Origin of the sequence: Alistipes sp. CAG:29, assembly GCF_000435435.1 — a bacterium.
GTDB classification, from domain to species: domain Bacteria; phylum Bacteroidota; class Bacteroidia; order Bacteroidales; family Rikenellaceae; genus Alistipes; species Alistipes onderdonkii.
Map to the genome: position 1 here is coordinate 1 of NZ_FR893427.1, position 3,302 is coordinate 3,302.

At 35.6% G+C, this 3,302-nt stretch carries 2 protein-coding genes; one reads left to right on the top strand and one right to left on the bottom strand.

The genetic code is table 11. The features are described from left to right. The first annotated feature begins 430 nt into the window (after positions 1 to 430). Positions 431 to 2,431 carry a hypothetical protein gene (locus tag QVP03_RS03880; protein WP_022332285.1) on the top strand — a complete coding sequence of 667 codons (2,001 nt, stop codon included), beginning with the start codon at positions 431 to 433 and terminating at the stop codon, positions 2,429 to 2,431. Positions 2,432 to 2,544: 113 nt separating this feature from the next. On the opposite strand, the gene QVP03_RS03885 is transcribed toward QVP03_RS03880, so the two are convergent. Further along, positions 2,545 to 2,937 (bottom strand): hypothetical protein, encoded by a 393-nt coding sequence (locus QVP03_RS03885; RefSeq protein ID WP_022332286.1) that lies wholly within the window; start codon positions 2,935 to 2,937, stop codon positions 2,545 to 2,547. Positions 2,938 to 3,302: the final 365 nt, after the last annotated feature.

A 3,302-nucleotide genomic window follows, 5' to 3' on the forward strand; every position in this document is an offset into this window, starting at 1 on the left:
GTCGCAAGTTCGAATCTTGTCACCCCGACTGATGGAAAATCCTTGATATTTAATCGAATATCAAGGATTTTTCTTTTGTGATGTATAGCCAGAAAAGTGGCGGTGGTACACAAGTGGTACATAAATGGTCGCTATTCGAAAAATTTCAATCTCAGTCGTTAAGTATTTGGCTGTTGGTTAGTTGCTGTGCTTGGGCCTATATAGTCGCTCCGAACAGGCGGATAATGAATTTTATCAGGTTTGTGGCTATATGAGCTGTAATTGCGTCGCAGTAGCTCCTATTAGTGTTTCATATAACGCTTGTCATCAACAAATAAACCGAAATGATTGGAGTTTTATAAGTAAAAACTTGGTATTATAGTAGTTTCATCCTCTAACTCTTTGTTGTTCGCATTAAATTTAATATTTTAGAGGAAAATTCTTTTGTATTATGGAAGCAAGCAAGGTTATTACTTATAGTCTTTTGGCTCAAATCCGGAATTCGGGCAATTTTGTGAATAGCTCTGTTGAGATATTTGTCCCGATAGTAAAATATGCGTTATATAAATTAATAACTCAATCTGGTGTTTATAAAGGCGCGTCTATAACTGAAATATCTACGTGGATTTGCCAATACTTTGGTTTGGATTTTCCTCCTGCTGTTTTAGAAAAGATTTTATTAAAAATCGGACAAGAAATCAATACTTCTGAAGAACTAAAACTACAAGTATATCGAGATGGTAGTTTTTGGATTAAGAATTATTCATTTGAAGAGTTTAATGATATCTATGAAACCAATCGTCAACAAGTCGAATTGGTGCAAACGATGTTTAAGCAGTTTTGCGATATTAATGATGTTAAAAAAGATTCATACAATACAATATTTGATTTTGTAAATCTGAATAAACTCAAAATATCGAATTATCTTGCAAATCGAGATTATAGTGTAAATGGGAGTAAATTTTCTATAGAGGCCCAATTTGTGGAATATTTCAGAAATATCCCCGGTTGCTATGAGGTAATTCGAAAAATTTATTTAGGCTCTATTTTATCTTGCTATCTTTCTGAATATGAACCCCAAGATAAAATGATGTCTGATGTAGAGCTTTTATTAGACACGAATTTTATAGTTAGTTTACTTGATCTTAATACTCCAGAGTCTACTACTACTTGCCGACAATTATTGAAAATAGCATCAAGTTTCGGGTATTCCTTGCGTGTTTTGAAAGAAACAATCAAAGAAACGACAGATTTATTATTGAAAAAAGCCGAATATTTTGATAAATCGTTTCTTCCTAAACTCATTAATCCAGAAGATATTTATAAAGCATGTGAACGCCGCAACCTTAATAGAAATGACTTAGAGCGAATTGCTGATAATCTGGAGAATATTTTAGTTGATGAATATAGTATTCTTCAAATTCCATACACTGTTAAATATCAGAATTTGGCTAAAAGTAGTACGGAATATGCAGAATTTAAGAAGATCAGAAATACTGATTTTGCAGCATTACACGATATTATGGCATTGTATTATGTGCGAGAGAAGCGTGGTAAAAAGAAAATAAAACATTTTGAGGATGTAAATTGTTGGTTTGTAAATAATGCTATAAATCATGATAACTCAGATTATGTAGGCTATAAGTTAAGAGGGTATCAGCCAGAAATAATTAGAGCTGACGAATTATTATGTGTGTTATGGTTTATTAAACCAGATATTGGAAATGGCGATTTGACAGATGGCGTTGTTGATACGAATTTGAATGCTTTGATATCATGTACTCTAAATTCATCTTTACCGCAAGCATCCATTATAAAAGAGTTGGATGATAATATTCAGAAATACAAAGATGCCTCAATATCAGACAAAGACATTCTGCGGATTGCGACACGTATTACAACTCATCAACTCAAAAATATTGAGGAATTAAATGAAATTGCAGAGTCAGATAGTAAACAGTTTGTTCAAAAATTGAAAGAAGAGGCTGACAAACAAAAACAAGAGGATGATAAGCGCATTGCTCGGTTTGAAGATGTTTTGAAAAAATTAGAACGACTGTCATCGAAACCGTCTGATATTGAAGTCGAGAAGCGTAAACGGTTTAAATTAATAAATGAGAATAGAGAACGGGATAGAAATGACTATATAAAGAAACAAATTTGTAAATGGCGTTTGAAAACATGGTATTGGGTTGGTGGAATAACTGTTATTTTATTGGTGTGTCTTGCTTGCTATTTAGTATTGCCATCTACCGAAGGAATAGATTGTTTTCTCCAAAAGAAGTCAATATCATTAATTGGGGCATTTATATTGGGAGTTTTTGATCTTTTTGTAATCAAAAATCTTTATGATAAATATTGTAATCATTCGAATATTAATGCTTTTAAGATGAATATTATTGTGCCGGAAGAATTGAAAAATTTAAATAGAATTGAGGATATGCCAAACTGAAAGTTTTTTGCAACTGAATAATAAGTTAGATATTTTGTTCTTTTTAGCTATAAATTACCTTATGGTGCAATGAAAAATGACCTGCCAATATGTTTTGGCAGGTCATGCAAATTTTACTCCGCCGATGTCCCGATCAGCAACAGAATCGAAATGTCGGTTTCAGCCAGTTTTGCATCCGTGCCGCAGCCCCAGACGATATTTACCTGCGGGGCAAATTCGTGGATGACGGTTAAGAGGCTGCATAGGTCGTCGAAACTAATCTCCGATACAGGATGATAGCTTACTTTTACAATCACGTCGAGGTCGGCTTCGATGTGCCGGGCTTCCAATTCGGTGCGGAGTTGTTCCGCCAAGATGGGCATTGTACCCTCGACCGTAATTAGGGCGCAAGATGCCGCGCTATTCAAAATGCGGTCGAAATCGTTCCGGACGATTTGCACCATGTCGTCTTCCGATGCGCTGAATTGGGTGTCGAGGTAGAGCCTGATTTCTTCTTTGTTTTTCATGTGATTTTGTTTTTGGGGGTAATACATTCCGGCTGTGAATACGCAGGTCAATTCAGCCGCTATGTACTGGAGACCATCATTGCGGCTTGCTTATTTAAGCCCTATACATTGGCTCGAAACAGGCGGTTAATGAATTTTATCGAGAGTGCGACTACATGGGCCGAAATCGCGTCGCAGTATCTTCTGTCGGGATTTAACAAAGCGACCTGCCGGGTTGCGGCAGGTCGGGACAACTAAGAACGGTCGGGATAAAGATTCGGAAAGGATTTGGATAACAACTTATAACTATGTGCTTTATCCGAGACCGAAATTATATACGAAGGGAAAATTATGATGAATTACGAACTATATTAAAAAATGCGGAA

Coding starts and splice junctions, on each gene's coding strand:
- QVP03_RS03885 (WP_022332286.1), bottom strand. CDS start 2,937: ATGAAAAACAAAGAAGAAATCAGGCTCTACCTCGACACCCAATTCAGC.
- QVP03_RS03880 (WP_022332285.1), top strand. CDS start 431: ATGGAAGCAAGCAAGGTTATTACTTATAGTCTTTTGGCTCAAATCCGG.